General features: G+C 62.5%; 10 protein-coding genes. 4 read left to right on the top strand and 6 right to left on the bottom strand.

The genetic code is table 11. The features are described 5' to 3' along the window. Positions 1–178: 178 nt before the first annotated feature. The 5 genes from pth to NGR_RS22755 all read right to left on the bottom strand — a co-directional run bounded on the left by pth (position 179) and on the right by NGR_RS22755 (position 6,436). Positions 179–898 (bottom strand): aminoacyl-tRNA hydrolase, encoded by a 720-nt coding sequence (pth, locus tag NGR_RS22775; protein WP_012708839.1) that lies wholly within the window; start codon positions 896–898, stop codon positions 179–181. Between the two features lie 210 nt (positions 899–1,108). Beyond that, positions 1,109–1,843, bottom strand: a complete 735-nt coding sequence (locus NGR_RS22770) for a substrate-binding periplasmic protein (RefSeq protein ID WP_012708838.1) — start codon at positions 1,841–1,843, stop codon at positions 1,109–1,111. 24 nt (positions 1,844–1,867) lie between these two features. Continuing rightward, complete coding sequence (locus NGR_RS22765) at positions 1,868–4,234, bottom strand: putative bifunctional diguanylate cyclase/phosphodiesterase (protein ID WP_012708837.1); 2,367 nt, start codon at positions 4,232–4,234, stop codon at positions 1,868–1,870. A 252-nt stretch (positions 4,235–4,486) separates the two neighbouring features. After that, positions 4,487–5,098, bottom strand: a complete 612-nt coding sequence (locus NGR_RS22760; RefSeq protein ID WP_164924419.1) for a 50S ribosomal protein L25/general stress protein Ctc — start codon at positions 5,096–5,098, stop codon at positions 4,487–4,489. Between the two features lie 156 nt (positions 5,099–5,254). After that, positions 5,255–6,436 (bottom strand): benzoate/H(+) symporter BenE family transporter, encoded by a 1,182-nt coding sequence (locus tag NGR_RS22755; protein ID WP_012708835.1) that lies wholly within the window; start codon positions 6,434–6,436, stop codon positions 5,255–5,257. Between the two features lie 244 nt (positions 6,437–6,680). Between NGR_RS22755 and NGR_RS22750 the strand changes: the two genes are divergently transcribed. After that, on the top strand, positions 6,681–7,637 hold the full coding sequence (locus NGR_RS22750) for a helix-turn-helix domain-containing protein (RefSeq protein ID WP_012708834.1): 957 nt from the start codon (positions 6,681–6,683) through the stop codon (positions 7,635–7,637). 102 nt (positions 7,638–7,739) lie between these two features. Here NGR_RS22750 and NGR_RS22745 read toward each other — a convergent pair whose 3' ends face one another. Then, complete coding sequence (locus NGR_RS22745) at positions 7,740–8,942, bottom strand: integrase core domain-containing protein (RefSeq protein WP_164924418.1); 1,203 nt, start codon at positions 8,940–8,942, stop codon at positions 7,740–7,742. 367 nt (positions 8,943–9,309) lie between these two features. On the opposite strand from NGR_RS22745, the gene adh reads away from it, so the two are divergent. The 3 genes from adh (at position 9,310) to NGR_RS22730 (ending at position 15,270) form a co-directional block, all read left to right on the top strand. Beyond that, a complete protein-coding gene (adh, locus tag NGR_RS22740) occupies positions 9,310–10,818 on the top strand; it encodes an aldehyde dehydrogenase (protein WP_012708832.1) in 1,509 nt (502 codons plus the stop codon). A 235-nt stretch (positions 10,819–11,053) separates the two neighbouring features. Continuing rightward, entirely contained in the window at positions 11,054–11,449 is a 396-nt protein-coding gene (locus tag NGR_RS22735) for a DUF779 domain-containing protein (protein WP_012708831.1), read from the top strand. A gap of 266 nt (positions 11,450–11,715) precedes the next feature. Then, the gene (locus NGR_RS22730) at positions 11,716–15,270 is read left to right on the top strand and encodes a toxin TcdB middle/N-terminal domain-containing protein (protein ID WP_012708830.1); all 3,555 of its coding nucleotides are present in this window, start codon (positions 11,716–11,718) and stop codon (positions 15,268–15,270) included. Positions 15,271–15,317 lie beyond the last annotated feature (47 nt).

The following is a 15,317-nucleotide window of genomic DNA, read 5'->3' as shown; positions in this document are numbered from 1 at the left end:
GCCCTCGACTTTCCGGAGGAAAACGGATGCACCGTTCTGATCTCTGGCTCCTGCTTCTTGACAGTCTGCGCATCTTCACGGGGATGCGCGTTCGGCAAATACCGAGGGGGGTCCCTCGTGAGGCGAAGCCTCTTTCGGAGCGGGAGCAATTTTCCGCGAGCGGAACCAGATCGGAGGACTAATCCCCTTTCGAGCCGAACATCTTCTTCAGCATGTCGGCCATCGGACCGGTTGCCGGCAGCTTTTTCGGCTGGGCGGCGTTGCGGGCCTTATGGATATGGGATTGGCCGACCTGCTTCTTCGGCGCCTGCGGCTCTTCCGCGTCGGGCTTGCCGCCGGTGGCAAGGGCGATCTTGTTCATGAGCTGGGAGTCTTCGCCCTTGACGAGCATGCCGGCATTGTCAGCGATGGTGTCGAGGAGGGACGAAAGCCAGGCCTGATCGGCCTTGGCGAAATCGCCGAGCACATGCGCGTGAACCAGGTCCTTGACGCCCGGATGGCCGATCCCGAGGCGGAGGCGGCGATATTCCTTGCCGCAATGCGCGTCGATCGACTTGATGCCGTTGTGGCCGCCATGGCCGCCGCCGATCTTGATCCGCGCCTTGCCGGCGATGAGATCCAGCTCGTCATAGATGACGACGATGTCCTTCGGTGCGAGCTTGTAGAAGCGCATTGCTTCACCGACCGCTTCGCCGGAAAGGTTCATGAAGGTCTGCGGCTTGATGAGCAGGACGCGCTCGCCGGCGATCTCGCCCTCGGCGATTTCCGCTTTGAACTTCTTCGACCAGGAGGAAAAGCCCTGGCGCTGCCAGATGGCATCGACCGCCATGAAGCCGATATTGTGGCGGTTACCGGCATATTTGGACCCTGGATTGCCAAGTCCGGCGATGATCAGCATGCGGCCGACTCCTGAATGCTTCCTGCTTTGGGTACGGAATCAGAAGGCGTGGACGCGCTTCCTTCTACGTCCGCCCCTCATCCGCCTGCCGGCACCTTCTTCCCGCTCGCGGGGAGAAGGTGCATGCTGCGCTAGTCCTCGGGTTTAACCCAAGGAGGGGCATTCACCCGTATCCCGCAACTCAACCCCGTCGTCCGAGCAAGTCAATCTCTATTTCGCCGCCTGCCTTATTCCGTCCGGGCGCAGGCCATACTGCTCGTAGATGCGATCCTGGGTTCCCGTGGCGATCAGGCGGTTGAGTTCGACCTGCATGCGCGTGACAATATCATCGGGCATGTCGTTGTGGCAGGCGATGCCGTATTGCTTGCCCTCGAGCACCAGCGCTGCTTCGATAGGCTTGCCGTCGGCCTGCATGGTCTCGAAGGTCTTTTCCGAGGTCATCATCAGGTCGACGCGGCCGGCGATCAGCTTCTTGAGCGTCGAGTCGAGGCTGGCGGCATAGTCGATCCTCTGAAAGTCATGCTCCTTCAGATAGTTGGCGGAAAAGTCCTCGCGCTGCGTCCCGACGATGAACTGCCTGGCCTCATCGAGGGAATCAAGCTCGACGGCGGAATCCTTGTGGCGCACCATGATCATGTGATCGACGAGAAGCGGTTCGATCCACTTGAACTTCCTGTCCCGCTCGGCATCGTGGCCGGTCGTGAAAACGCAATGGAAGGGGTTGCTTTCCGCAAGCGCAAAGGCGCGCGCCCACGGCAGGACCTCGATCTCGTACGGCAGCTTGACCGCCTTCATGATCAGGGCGATCTGGTCGACCGAGGCGCCGCTCGCTCCCTTGTCGGTCGAGAAATTGTAGGGTGGGTACTCCTCGGTGACGAAATGGATGGTCTCGGCGTGAGCGGCGGCGGACAGACCGAGGAAGAATGCCAGGATCAGTTGCTTCACGCCTTGTCTCCTTCTGGCCCGCTCCTAGGCAGGAGTGCTGGCCTTCGCTTCGGATTCGTTCTCCAGCATGGTCAGCATACCGTCTATCGGCATCGGCCGGCTGAAGAGATAACCCTGGCCATTATCCACACCGAGCTTGCGCAGGAGTTGCCACTGCTCGTCCGTCTCGATGCCTTCGGCGACGACCGTGCAGCCCATCTGGTGGGAGATCGTCCGAATACCCTTGATCAGCATGCGGCTCTTGCGCCGGACATCGGCGGCGCCGGAACTCAGGGAGCGCGTGAAGGACTGATCGACCTTGACGATATCCACCGGGAAGCGGTTGAGGTAGCTGAGCGACGAATAGCCGGTGCCGAAATCGTCGAGCGCGATGCGGCAGCCGAACTCGTTCAGCTGTTTCAGGACCGCGTGGACTTCCGGATTGTCGAGCATCAGCACCGCTTCGGTGATCTCGACGACGATGCGCTGCGGCGAAATATGATGCTTGAGAAGAAGCGCCGCGAGCTTGTGGGGCAGGGTCAATTCGAACTGCAATGGCGAGAAGTTGACGGCGAGATAGGTGCTCTGGGTTCCGTCCAAAGCGGAGATGGCAGCAAGATGCCGGATCGCCTTTTCCAGGACTCGGTCGCCGATGCGGCCGATCGTGCCGGTCTCTTCGGCAATGCCGATGATCTTGCCCGGCGGCATCAGGCCCTTTTCCGGATGATCAAGGCGCATCAGCGCTTCGAAACCGACAATCTGCCCGTCATCGAGGCTGACGATCGGCTGCAGCCAGGCTTCGAACCAGTCCTCCTTCAGGCCTGCCTCTATGCATTGCTCGATCTCGTGGCGCTCGCGGGCCGCGTCGAGCATGCCGGCATCGAAGACCTGCAGGCCATTCTTGCCGTCGCGTTTGCGGGCATACATGGCCATGTCTGCCTTGAGCAGCAGGTCGGAGGCGCCGGAGGCGTGGGCCGGGTAGACCGAAACGCCGACGCTGGCGCTGACGAAGAGCTCGTTTCCGGTAATCGGCATCGGTTCGTGCAGCGCAGCGCAGATGCTCTCTCCGATCTCGCTTGCAAGGACAGCGACGTCCGTTGCGGCAATGAGAATGGCGAATTCGTCGCCGCCGAGCCGCGCGATCACATCTTCAGGTCGAAGCGCCGCCCGGATGCGCTCCACCGTCTGGCGCAAGACCGCATCGCCGGCGGCGTGGCCGAAATTGTCGTTGATCCACTTGAAGCGGTCGAGATCGATGAACAGGCAGGCGAGTTGCATGCCGCACTGGTCGGCGCTTAGAATTGCCTCGTCGAGCGCGTTCTCGAACCCTTGCCGGTTGAGGAGCCCGGTCAGGTGGTCGGTGATCGCCTGGGTATGGTTGCGGCTTTCGGCCTGTTTCAAGGCCGTGACGTCGGTCATCACCGAAAGCGAGATCTCGCCGCTGCTCGTTTCCGTTTCGAGGATGAGCACGGTCATGAACTCGCCATCCGCCTTGCGGAACGGCAGGGTCAATTCGGTGATATCGTCACCATCCACCGCTGTCGCTTTCGCGCTCTGGTGGTAGGCCTCATGCCATGATGGATCGATGAAATCGGTGAAGCTTCGCCCGATCACTTCGTCGCGGAGATAGCCGGTCGCCAGCAGCCAATAGTCGCTGACCGCGCTCAGCCGGCCCGCGGCGTCACGGGAGAAAAGCATGGCCGGCGTCAGATTATAGGTCTCCGTCGCGCGGGCATGCGCGCTCTTCAACTCCCTTTCCTCGCGCTCCAGCCGGTCCTGCATCGCGTTGAAGTTGCCGGCCAGGGCGCCCATCTCGTCGTCCGAATTCCAGTCGACCCGATGGCGCGATCCGAGGCGCCGCGTCGCTTCGACTGCAGCGGTGAGCCGCATCAGCGGCCGGATCACGATGAATCGGTTGCCGATCAGCGCCGCCGCGAAGACTGTAGCGACGGCAAAAAGAAGGATGCCGAGGATCGTCCACTCGTCTTTGCTGAAGCGCAACAGGAGGCCGGACGTGGGAACCACGACCGTCAATCCGCCGACGGGCACGGGTCCTTTGACGCTGTCGTAGGAAATCGCGGTTTCCAGGGACTTGCCGTCCACGGCGTCAGGGCTTCCCGGGGGCAGTTCCGCAAGGATGTTTCCCGCAGTATCGCGGATCGTGACGGCGCGAACGTCGCTGGCGTTCATCAGCGAAAGAGCAATCCGCTCGATGCCGTCCTGATCGAAGTCCCAGATAGGCTTGCCAAGCGCTTCCCCGCTGGCTTGCATCAGCAGTTCGACGTTCTGCAGGCGCTCCCGCGAGACCCGCTCGCTGGATATGGCGAGGAACAATGCCAACAAAGGCGCAACGAATACAAGCATTGCGCTGCAGACAATTGCAATAAACCGGCTCTCCACCGAGTGCATCATCGGATGCCCCCGGCGGCGCACGTCACCATTCTCGACATTCGGATTCTCTTGCACTGCCACGCTTTGTCCCCCGCGCGCAGCACATCATCAAAACCTTAAATGTTGCTGAAATTGCACGCCGAGATTTCATAGGGCGCGGCTGCGCCTCGCGGCTTGCGTGCGGTGCACAACGAAAAAACCCGCCCCTGGTGCGGGACGGGTTTCTCAAATGTAGGACCGGAAGGGCCGCTCAGCCGCTGCAGCAGTCGCGGATCAAGCTTCCGCTTCGCCCTCGGCCTCTTCGGCTACTTCAACTTCCTGGGCGCGGCCGGCGATCGTGGCGACCGTGAAGTCGCGATCGGCGATGACCGGAGTCGCGCCAGCCGGAAGCTTGACGTCCGAAATGTGGACGGTGTCGCCGATCTTGAGGCCGCTGAGGTCGACGCTCAGGAACTCCGGAATGTTGTCGGCGGAAACGTTCAGTTCGACTTCATGGCGAACGATGTTCAGCGTGCCGCCCTGCTTGAGGCCCGGGGACTTCTCTTCGTTTTCGAAGTGAACCGGAACCTGGACCGACACCTGGCTGCCCTTGGAGACGCGCAGGAAGTCGACATGCATGGTGAAATCGCGAACCGGATCCAGCTGGTAGTCCTTCGGCAGGACGCGGATCTTCTCGCCATTGACGTCGATCGTCGCGACGGTGGTCATGAAACCGCCGGCGTGGATCTTCATCGTCACTTCCTTGGTGGAGAGCGCGATGGAAAGCGGGGCCTGCTTGTCACCGTAGATGACAGCCGGGATAAGACCGTTGCGGCGAAGTTCGCGGGAGGACCCCTTACCAACCCGTTCGCGCGTCTCGGCCTTGAGCTCGTAAGTCTGGCTCATGGATAGACCTTTCTGGTTATTTGGAGAGTTCGTCCGCCACGGGCGGAAAAACCTGAAGCCGCAAAGCAGCTTCATCCGCGTTGCCTCCAAGGGTGTCTGCGCGGACGCCGGGTCCATAGCGGAGAACCGGCCGAAATGCAAGAAGTGCGGCGCCTGTCAGCTTTTGCGCCGGGAAAAACGCGCGAGCGCCAGCATGAGGCCGCCGGCGACGAGGCCCCAGAAGGCGCCGGAGACGCCGGCAAAACTGACGCCCGATGCGGTGACGAGGAACGTGATGGCGGCGGCCTCGCGGGTCCGGGCTTCGGTGAAGGCGGCCACGGCGGAACTTGAAAAGGCGCCGATGAGCGCCAAGCCTGCGACGGCCTCGATCAGCACCGGTGGCGCCAGGCTGACGAAGGTGGTGACGGCGCCGGCGAGCAGGCCGAATATGATATAGGCGATGCCGGCGTTGATTGCCGACCAGTAACGGCGTTTGCGGTCCGGGTGGGAATCGGGACCGGCGCACATCGCCGCGGTGATCGCCGCCAGGTTGACGGCGTGGCCGCCGAACGGTGCGCTGAACAACGAAAAGAGCCCGGTCGTGGCGAAGAGCGGGCCGGGATTCGGGTGATAATCATTGACCTTCAGCACCGCGATGCCGGGAATGTTCTGTGACGCCATGGTGACGATGAAGAGCGGCAGGGCGATGCTGATCATCGCCGCGGCATTGAAAACCGGCGGAACGAATTCAGCCTCGGGGACGAGGGCGGACGAGAGCTTCGCAAAGGCGCCGTCCGGCATCTCGACGCCGAAGGCGATCACAAGAACGAAGGCGACAAGCGCGGCGGGAACGGCATAAAGCTTGTTGACGCTGCCGACGATCGCCCAGGCGAGGACGATCGGCAGACCGAAGAGCGGATTGAAAGCGATCGCCTTCACCGGCGCGAAACAGAGGCTCAACAGCACGCCGGCGAGCATCGCGTTTGCGAGCGCCGGCGGAATGGAGGAGACCACCCGTCCGAGCGGCTTCCAGAGGCCGGCGACGACGATCAGCAGGGCGCAAACGAGGAAGGCGCCGACGGCGGCATTGAAGCCCCCTTGGACGGCTCCTGACGTTGCCAGCAGCGCCGCACCGGGGGTCGACCAGGCGATGCTGACGGGAAGCCGCGTGATGATGCTGATGACGATCGCGCAGACGCCCATGGAAAGAGACAGGGCCATCAGGCCCGAGGCTGCCTGGGTTTCCGTGGCGCCGACGCCTGCGAGGCCATGCAGAATGACGGCGAAGGAACTGGCGAAGCCGACGAAGGCGATAAGGACGCCCATGAAGAGGCTTTGCACTGAGAAATCACGAAGCATGGCGGACGACCGGTGTTGCGGGCGGGTATTGCGGGCGAGTCGCAGGAACTGGCGGACGGCGTAGCATATCGGCGGCCGGGTCGATACTGCCGGCCGGTCTGCCGACGAAGGGCAGCGCTGGCCCGACCTTCGTCTGGGTAGACCCGCCGCGCAGTCTCGGCCATAGTGGCCGCCGATACGGCTGTACCGAACCGGGAGGGTGCAGGCGATTTGCCGCCGGAGGACGCTTTCAGGGAGGGAGCGAATGCCTGCAATCAGGGACCATACGGAACACGTCTACAGAACCGCGCAACAGTCGTCGGCAGCCGTCAGTTCGCCGGTCGCCGCCTCGTGGCGGCGCTGCATGACCCTGCACGGTCTGGCCCCTGAGGAGGCGCGCTTGCCATGGCGCCTCGACGTTGGCGAATTTCGGCAGGCGCGCGAACGCTCCGAGGTGCTGATTGCGGAAGCCGTCGGCGAACTCGACCGGCTGTTCGCCGTCATCGTCAAGTCCGGATGCTGCCTGTTGCTGACCGACGACAAGGGCATTGCGCTCGAGCGACGCGGGGCAGACGGGGACGATGCCGATTTTCGCGGCGTCGGGCTTTGGTCGGGGACCGTGTGGAGCGAGGCGAGCGTCGGAACCAACGGCATCGGTACGGCGATTGCCGACGAGCGCCCCGTCGTCATCCATCGCGATCAACATTTCTTGAGCCGCAATATCGGTTTGAGCTGCGCGACAGCGCCGATCCGCGACGAAACCGGGCGCCTTGCCGCGGCGCTCGACATTTCCACCTGCCGCGACGACGCCTCCGAGGCGACGCTCTCGATCCTCTCGCAAGCGGTGCGGGATGCCGCCGCCCGCATCGAGGCAAACCTGTTCCGCCGGGCCTTTGCCGAGGCGCGGATCGTGCTCGTGCCGGCCGATCGCCAAGGACCGGCTCTGCTCGCCGTCGATCGCGATGACCTCGTGCTCGGCGCCACGCGGGCGGCCCGGCAGTGGCTCGGGCTCGACGACAGGCGCATTGCAGCCGGCGTTCCCGCCTCCGACCTGCTCCAGGAGGGTGTTCCCCGGGAGGGGGCCGAATTGCCGGACGCCGAGCGAGCAGCGCTCCGCCGCGTACTGTCGCGCACCAACGGCAATGTGTCGATGGCCGCCGACCTGCTCGGCATCAGCCGTGCGACGCTCTACCGCAAGATGAAGCGGCTTTCGTTGAATTGAGCCGATGCACCGGCGTCGAAGCTAAAGAATGCCCCTCTCCTCGGGTTTAACCCGAGGATGTCCAGCCGATAGGTGGGTAACACATTGAACCGGATACATGGGTTACAGTTCTTCCCGTAGCTCGTCCGCAAGACCGACGGCTGGTCGGGGTTGCAAGACGGTTTTGCGGACGAGCCTGCCGCGTTTCTCGTCGATAAAGCCGAGGCGATGGGCGTAGAAGCGCATCGTCCATTCGCCGCTCTCCGTCTCCTCAATGGCGACCACCTCTCCGACCAGCGTGGCCGAGACGTAAATCTCCGCGCCCTGCCATTTGACGGCGCCGTTGTGGCGCACCTTGCGCACCGCGGCCTCGGCCGGATAATCGGGTTCGGGAGGGCTGACCGGCATTTTGCGCGTCGAGGCCCGGTAGTGCTCGGCCGGCGTGTCCATGCCGAGCGTCTCGTGCGGTCGCTCCTCATTGTACTCACGCCGAAACGCTTCGAAGGCTTCGGCCTGCGCGGCCCGGTCGGCTGCCGGCGCTTTTGCCAGCGGCAGCATGGTCAGATGGAAGCGCTCGTGCTTTCCGTTTTGCTGCGGCTTACCTGGCGCAATGCGCTCCAGCGTAATCCCCAGCCGCACGAAGCGTAGGGATAGCGGCGTCAGTCCGGTGACACCGGCCGCCGCGAAGGGCGGACCGTTGTCGGTCCTGATGCGGTCGGGCAGGCCATGCTCGTCAAACAGCCGCTCGAACACCGGCCAGGCCTCTTCGTCACCGGTCGAGCCGGTCGCCTCCAGCGCCAGCAGATAACGGCTTTTGACATCCATCACCGTCAGCGGTTCGCAGCGCCAGCCGTCGCGGGTCGTGAACCAGCCTTTGTGGTCGCCCGTCCATACCGCATTTGGCATCGCCGGCTCCGGCCAAGGGCCGTTGCCGGCCCCCTTCCACCGGGCGCGCCGCCGCCCGACCAGCCCGTGCCGATTGAGGATCGCTCCCGCCGTTGAAGCCGACGGCCAAGCCGTCGCCGGGTCCTGTCGCGCCAGCCGCGCAACGATCTTCTTCGGACCCCATAGCGGATGCGCTTCCTTCTCCGCCACGATCCGCTCCACCAGCTCTGCCGCCGTCGCCCGCCCGTGGTTAAGTGGTGCTCGCGGCAGATCCTCCAGCCCCGCAGGACCGCGCAGCTGAAAGCGTCTCAGCCATTTATAGCCCGTCTTGCGCGATATCCCGTAGAGCGCGCAAAGCCCAGCCATCGTCTCCTCGCCGGACAAACATGCCGCAACAAACTTCAGCCGCTCCTCCATGATGCCAGTCTCTCTCCAAACCATCGCCGGTCCTCCCGGCATCTAGAGAACTGTCACCTATGTAAACGGTCCGTTCTGTTACCAATCTATCCGGTTCGGACAAGGACTGGCCCTCTCCCCGTTTTGACGGGGAGAGGGGACTGAGACGGCGCGGCATCGTCCCTTCGCCCCGCTTGCGGGGAGAAGGTGCCGGCAGGCGGATGAGGGGCAGACCCAGGCGAGAAACTCTCAGTCATTGCTGCGCTGCAGCACGACAATGGACAATAACCTGTCTCAATTCTGAAACAGATGGCGTTGCAGGCTGCTGCGGCGCACTACCGAAAATCCGCGCTCGGCTTCACTCTACCTCCCACAGCAAATTGGAGTGCTGGTTTTTCCAAGGGAGGAAGCGATGCTGCATCAGAAAATTCTCGATAACCCGTTCAAGCACAAGTATGGAAATTTCATCGGCGGTGAATGGCGCGAGCCGGTCGCCGGCCGCTATTTCGACAATACCACGCCTGTCACCGGCGGTTCGCTCTGCCAGATAGCCCGATCGGATGCCGCCGATATCGAGCTCGCACTCGATGCTGCCCATGCCGCCAAGGAGAAGTGGGGCCGCACCTCGACCACCGAGCGCTCCAACATCCTGATGAAGATCGCCGCGCGGATGGAGGACAATCTCGAACTTCTGGCGCGGGCCGAGACCTGGGACAACGGCAAACCGATCCGCGAAACCATGGCCGCCGATATTCCGCTGGCGATCGACCATTTCCGCTATTTCGCCGCCTGCATCCGGGCACAGGAAGGCTCGATCGGCGAGATCGACCACGATACGGTCGCCTACCATTTCCATGAGCCGCTCGGTGTCGTCGGCCAGATCATTCCGTGGAACTTCCCGATCCTGATGGCCGCCTGGAAGGTGGCGCCGGCCCTTGCCGCCGGCAACTGCGTCGTCCTGAAGCCAGCCGAGCAGACGCCGGCCTCGATCCTCATCCTCGCCGAATTGATCGCCGACCTGTTGCCGCCGGGCGTGCTCAACATCGTCAACGGCTTCGGGCTCGAAGCGGGCAAGCCGCTGGCGACCAGCCCGCGCATCGCCAAGATCGCCTTTACCGGGGAGACGACGACGGGGCGGCTGATCATGCAATATGCCAGCCAAAACCTCATCCCCGTCACACTCGAGCTCGGCGGCAAGTCGCCGAACATCTTCTTCGCCGACGTGCTCAATGAGGACGACGACTATTTCGACAAAGCGCTCGAAGGCTTCGCGATGTTCGCGCTCAACCAGGGCGAGGTCTGCACCTGCCCGAGCCGGGCGCTGGTCCAGGAAAGCATCTATGATCGCTTCATGGAGCGGGCGGTGAAGCGGGTCGAGGCGATCCGGCAGGGCAATCCGCTCGACAGTGCAACGATGATCGGCGCGCAGGCGTCGGGCGAACAGTTGGAGAAGATCCTCTCCTATATCGACATCGGCAAGCAGGAAGGCGCCGAGGTCCTGGCCGGCGGCGGGCGCAACGTGCTCGAGGGCGACCTCGCCGGTGGCTACTACGTCAAGCCGACGGTGTTCCGTGGGCACAACAAGATGCGGATCTTCCAGGAGGAAATCTTCGGACCGGTCGTGTCGGTGACCACCTTCAAGACCGAGGACGAGGCGCTCGAGATCGCCAATGACACGCTCTACGGCCTCGGTGCCGGCGTGTGGAGCCGCGACGCCAATCGCTGCTACCGCTTCGGCCGCGAAATCCAGGCCGGCCGCGTCTGGACCAATTGCTACCATGCCTACCCGGCGCATGCCGCCTTCGGCGGCTACAAGCAATCGGGCATCGGCCGCGAGACGCACAAGATGATGCTCGACCATTACCAGCAGACCAAGAACATGCTGGTGAGCTACAGCCCGAAGGCGCTCGGCTTCTTCTGATCCCGGCAGAAATCAGGCGGGATGCGGGCGTCAAACCGCTCGCACTTTCTCATCCCGCCTGTGCCGGTCATCCTCCCGGCAGGCTCCCGATGTTCCATCGGGAGCCGTCGGCGTCTACAGCGCCGCGCGTCTTATCAGACGCGCAAAGGTCGCTTTAGCACTTTGATTTGCTGCAGGTCTTCGTCCTTAAATCGAAGTCGATTTAAGGAGACATGCAGGCAGGAAGGAGCAAACCATGACGGAAACAAGTGGCGAGCCGCGCGTGCTTGCGACCGACGCGGCGATCGCGCTCATCCGCGAAATCCGGCGCGATCATCCGGATATCCTGTTCCACCAATCGGGCGGCTGTTGCGATGGCTCGTCGCCCATGTGCTACCCGGCCGATGATTACATCGTCGGCGACAACGATGTGAAGCTCGGCGAGATCGACGGCGTGCCGGTCTATATCAGCGCCAGCCAATACGAGGTCTGGAAGCACACCCAGTTGATCATCGACGTGGTGCCGGGCAGGGGCGGCATGTTCTCGCTCGACAACGGCCGCGAGAAGCGCTTCCTGACGCGCTCACGGCTCTTCGGCGGCGGCGAGCGTTGCGTGGTGCCGCCTCGGCCTTTGCCTCGCCGCGCGACATAGTCTGTATTGGGTGGAGGGCGGAAAATTGTGCCAAGGTTGCCGAAGGGCGGCATCGGCCCCCTAACCGGTCACGCCGTCACGCTCCACAAAAATGACCTGCGGAGACGTGATTTGCCTTCTCATCATCGGGCGTCCTTTACCGCCCCGTTAACCCACTTTTTGTTCCCCTTATTTTTTAGTGTGGGAATTTATTGTTACCCCATTGAGTTGCGGCCGATTCCGTCCTAGCCATGCTGCAATCATTGGTGGCAGGTGGCACTCTCTCTATGCGTGTTGGCGGTATCTTCGTCTCTTCGATCTTTTTTCTTTCTCTCCTTTCCAATCTCCAGGCTCAGACGGCCGAGGTGCACGTCAATCCCGATGGCGCCAACGAGGCGGTCCGGCGCATCGAGACGGGGCAGCCGGAGGTCGGCAACAATGGTGTCTTCACCTACAACTATCCGATCGAGATTCCGGCGTTCCGCGGCCTCGAGCCGAAGCTCGGGCTGAGCTACAACTCAGGCCGCAAGACGAAGACCGGCGGCGAATACCAGGGCTGGCTCGGCTATGGCTGGGGACTGTCCGGTGTGCCGGTGATTGAACGGGCAGGATACCAGCTCGGCGTGCCGCAATATCTACCGGAGGACGTCTATCTTCTGAATGGCGAGCCGCTCGTCAAATGTGCGGGCGAGGGGGCTTCGTGTGATTCTGGCGGCAATTGGGTCTCGGAAGTCGAGAACTATCTGAGGATCAAGTTCGACAGCGCCAGCAACACTTGGCAGGTGACCGGCCGCGACGGCACGGTGACGACCTTCGAGTCGGTCGGCAAGATCGCCGCCTCGGCCGCCACGACGGAAGATGCCAAGGATATCGCCTTCAATTACCGCTGGCTTGCGAGAACGGTGAAGGACACCTACGGCAATACGGTCAGCTATAGCTACGACTGCGCCGACATGCCGGTCTGTTATCCGAAGACGGTCTCCTACAACGGGCGGAGCATCCAGTTCTTCTACGAGACGCGTCCTGACTATATCACCGCCGCCAACGGCCACACGATCTCGACGATCACCAAGCGGATCAAGACGATCCTGGTGAAGACGAGCTCCACCGTGTCGGCTGGCTATGCGCTCTCTTACGATCCCGCGCCGTTGAGCCTGGCGTCGCGGCTGATCTCGGTGCAGCACTTCGGCGGCAATGTCGTCCTGGACGAGGACGAGACGATCACCGGCGGCACGGCGCTGCCGAAAACGACCTTCGACTACAACGATGCGAGCGGGACGGGTTTCAGCGGCAAGACGATCGAAGGTCTCACCGGCATGCCCTACCAGCGGCGTGTCGTCTCTTGGAGGGTAATGAATGACGACTATCCCTATCCGGGGAAGCAATTCTCCAGAGTCTATTGGAGAGCCGCTTTGGCCGGCGCCGACCTCAACTCGGACGGCGTGACGGAAATTCTCAAAAGCAAATTTGACTCCTTCACTGATTCAAGTTGCAGCTCTGTGCTCTTCCATAGCCCTGATAGAAACGCGACATTTTCGTCGCAGAACGTGGGCTTGCCGTGCGTGGGTTTTGCCTTCAACGACGATGACAAGACTGTCGCGAAGATCGTCAATGGCGTCGCTTGGGGACGCTTCGGCACTGACAAGACCCAGACGCAAACGCTTGTACTGACGAACGATACCGAAGCGGCAACTGTTCGCTACCAGGCGACCTTTACCAAGAGTGGAGACACATTCGCTGTCGACGTCAATGATTGCCTTGCGGCGGAGGGGGCATCGAATGCGATTACGGATTCGCGGCTTAAAGGGCTCTGCGGCAACGGCTCGAGCTTTTCCATCGACTGGGACGGCGACGGCCGAGACAGTCTCGCTGGGCTGGGGAAAGGCTACGGCAACTTTTTCGGTGACGGCCGCACCCAGAGGGTTGGTGCCAGCGGCATCAACAACGGCGGGGTTCCCGTTACGCTTAACGTCAGCCACAACGGCGTCAGCGAGACGCCCACCATCGGTATCGCCAAATGCGGCTCCACCTACAAATGCGGCAAGAACTGGGTGGCGCTGGACCTCAACGGCGACGGACTTGACGATCTCGTCAACTTCTATTTCGGCCAGAATGACGGCGACGAAGCCGATGGCTTCATCTCGATCTACCTGTTCACCGGCGACCGGCTGGTACCTTGGAGAGAGAAGCTTCCAGTCGATGATATGGAACAGGCGACGTCGCCGTTCGTTTCCGACGCCGATGGCGATGGCAAGGCCGAACTCGGCCTCGGAGTCTTGCCGACAAGAAGCGCCAGGCTTGTCAATCTTAGCAATAGCAGGTGGTATTCCTTCCGCATGCACCAATCGCAGGAGGGCAATACTTTCCCTCAGACCTATCTCGGCCGGTCAACGAGTTTCATGACGGCTGGGGATTTCAATGGTGACGGTCAAACGGATCTTTTAGCTGCTCCGGCAACGCTGGCGGCGCCGTCGACGAACCCGTATGACCCAGACTACAGCGACAAGCCGCCGCTGGAAAATTCCGACTATACGAACAAGCTCTTCGATCATTTCGCCAATACTCCGTACTCGATCCTCTACGGCACAGCGGCAGGCGGTCCGGCCAATCTGCTGAACACCGTGACGAACGAGCAGGGCGGGCAGGTCAAGACGGCCTATCGACCCTCGACGGCCTATGCAAACAAGTTCCTGCCCTTCGTGCTGCCGACGGTGGCCACGGTTACGGCAGCCGATGGTCGTGGGGACACGGCGACGACCGCCTACAGCTATGCGAACGGATACTACGATGCGAGCCGGCGCCGCTTCCTCGGCTTCGGCACGGTGACGAAGAGCCTGCCGAAGATTGCCGGCGACACTGCATCGCCGGTCGTGCGGACCACCTATGTCCTGTCCAACGCCGCAGTCGGCCTGCCGTCGAAGATCGAGCATCTCGACGACGACGGCGTCGTGCGCCGTACCGTCGGTGAGACCTATGCGCTGAAGACGGCGACACTGCCCTATTCGGCGCTGAACACGGCGACGACCACGACCCGCACCGAAGGCAGCGTCACGCGGACGCTGAAGACGACGCGCAGCTTCGACGCCTGGGGCAACATCACCGCCGAGATCAACCACGGCCGCACCGACAAGGAGGGCGACGAGGTTCTGGTCGACACCGACTACACCGTCAACACCGCCAAATACATCAGGTCGCTGCCGCACCGGCAGCGCACCTATGAAGGTGTCGATCTGACCGGCACATTGCTGAGGCAGACGCTGTTGTTCTACGACGACAACGCCCATGCGGCCGCACCGGAGCAGGGCAGCCTGACCGCCCGGCGCGACTACACGACGGCGAGCAGCTACCAGACCTCGACCTTCACCTATGACCCCGCCAATGGCAACCGGCTGACGGCGACGATCAGCGGCGACGAGACGACGACCTGGGCCTATGACGGCACCTATAAGCTCTATGTGGTGAAGGAGACTAATCCCCTCGGTCACGTGACGACCTCCGTGCCGAACGCGCCTTGCGGCGCACCGGCCTCGAAGACCGCTGCGAACGGCGTCGTCACCGCTTACAGCTATGACGTCTTCTGCCGTCCGACCCTCGTCGAGAATGAGGTCACCGGTTCTTACGTCAGGACCAGCTATGCCGCCTTCGGCGATCCGCTGAACCAGCGCATCGTCACCACGACGGGCCGGGCGAACCACACCGGCACCGCCGACCAGGCGCAGTACTTCGACGGTCTCGGTCGGGTCTGGAAAGTCCTGACGGCCGGGGATGGGAGCTCTCCGACCTCCTATGTCGAGACGGTTTATGACGACCGCGGCAACAAGGCGAAGGTCAGCCTGCCCTAAGAAGCGGAGCCGGCGCCCTACTGGACGACGACGAGTTTCGACTGGGC

Source organism: Sinorhizobium fredii NGR234 (assembly GCF_000018545.1).
Taxonomy (GTDB): Bacteria; Pseudomonadota; Alphaproteobacteria; order Rhizobiales; family Rhizobiaceae; genus Sinorhizobium; species Sinorhizobium fredii_A.
The sequence above is the reverse complement of the archived record's forward strand: the minus strand, read 5'-3'. Positions and strand labels throughout refer to the sequence as shown.

Bases quoted from the DNA above. Each gene is read 5' to 3' on its own strand.
- pth (WP_012708839.1), bottom strand. From the start codon at position 898: ATGCTGATCATCGCCGGACTTGGCAATCCAGGGTCCAAATATGCCGGT.
- NGR_RS22765 (WP_012708837.1), bottom strand. From the start codon at position 4,234: ATGATGCACTCGGTGGAGAGCCGGTTTATTGCAATTGTCTGCAGCGCA.
- NGR_RS22760 (WP_164924419.1), bottom strand. From the start codon at position 5,098: ATGAGCCAGACTTACGAGCTCAAGGCCGAGACGCGCGAACGGGTTGGT.
- NGR_RS22755 (WP_012708835.1), bottom strand. From the start codon at position 6,436: ATGCTTCGTGATTTCTCAGTGCAAAGCCTCTTCATGGGCGTCCTTATC.
- NGR_RS22750 (WP_012708834.1), top strand. From the start codon at position 6,681: ATGCCTGCAATCAGGGACCATACGGAACACGTCTACAGAACCGCGCAA.
- NGR_RS22745 (WP_164924418.1), bottom strand. From the start codon at position 8,942: ATGGTTTGGAGAGAGACTGGCATCATGGAGGAGCGGCTGAAGTTTGTT.
- adh (WP_012708832.1), top strand. From the start codon at position 9,310: ATGCTGCATCAGAAAATTCTCGATAACCCGTTCAAGCACAAGTATGGA.
- NGR_RS22735 (WP_012708831.1), top strand. From the start codon at position 11,054: ATGACGGAAACAAGTGGCGAGCCGCGCGTGCTTGCGACCGACGCGGCG.
- NGR_RS22730 (WP_012708830.1), top strand. From the start codon at position 11,716: ATGCGTGTTGGCGGTATCTTCGTCTCTTCGATCTTTTTTCTTTCTCTC.